Origin of the sequence: Pseudomonas helleri (genome assembly GCF_009600315.1) — a bacterium.
GTDB classification, from domain to species: domain Bacteria; phylum Pseudomonadota; class Gammaproteobacteria; order Pseudomonadales; family Pseudomonadaceae; genus Aquipseudomonas; species Aquipseudomonas helleri_A.
Map to the genome: position 1 here is coordinate 1 of NZ_WIWC01000114.1, position 452 is coordinate 452.

At 54.2% G+C, this 452-nt stretch carries 1 pseudogene; it reads right to left on the minus strand.

Annotated features, from left to right (window positions below):
• Nucleotides 1-452 (minus strand): annotated as a pseudogene (locus tag GHN86_RS23085) (ISL3 family transposase); the annotation flags it as partial.

The window sequence follows — 452 nt, forward strand, 5'->3', positions numbered from 1 at the left end:
GCGAAACATGCTCATCAATAGACATCAGGGGCACCCCTGCACAACGTGTCGAGTCATTAAAAAGCAGGCGCCGTCCTTCGTTGATAATGGCATTATTAGCGGTGTGCCATGCAACATCAAGCTGGCTCGCAACACGAGATACCGACAGATGATCCAGCACGATGGCAGCTAATGCCCAGCGTATCGCCCCATATGAAAGCTTTGAACGTGGAGGTGCTGCACTGTTTGTATCTTCATGCCAGAAACAGCCGCAAGCACAACGCCAGCGACGGATACGCAGCAGCAATCTGGTTGGTCGTTGTCCGTAAGGTGTGTGAGCAAGATGCCTATCGACAGTACCGCGTGAAACACCAGCAGCCCCGCACTTGGGGCATGGCTCGGGTGCTTTGGTTAAACGACATTCGATGACGGCGCGCTCTGCACAAAGATGTTGTCCAGTGGCAGTCAGGCCG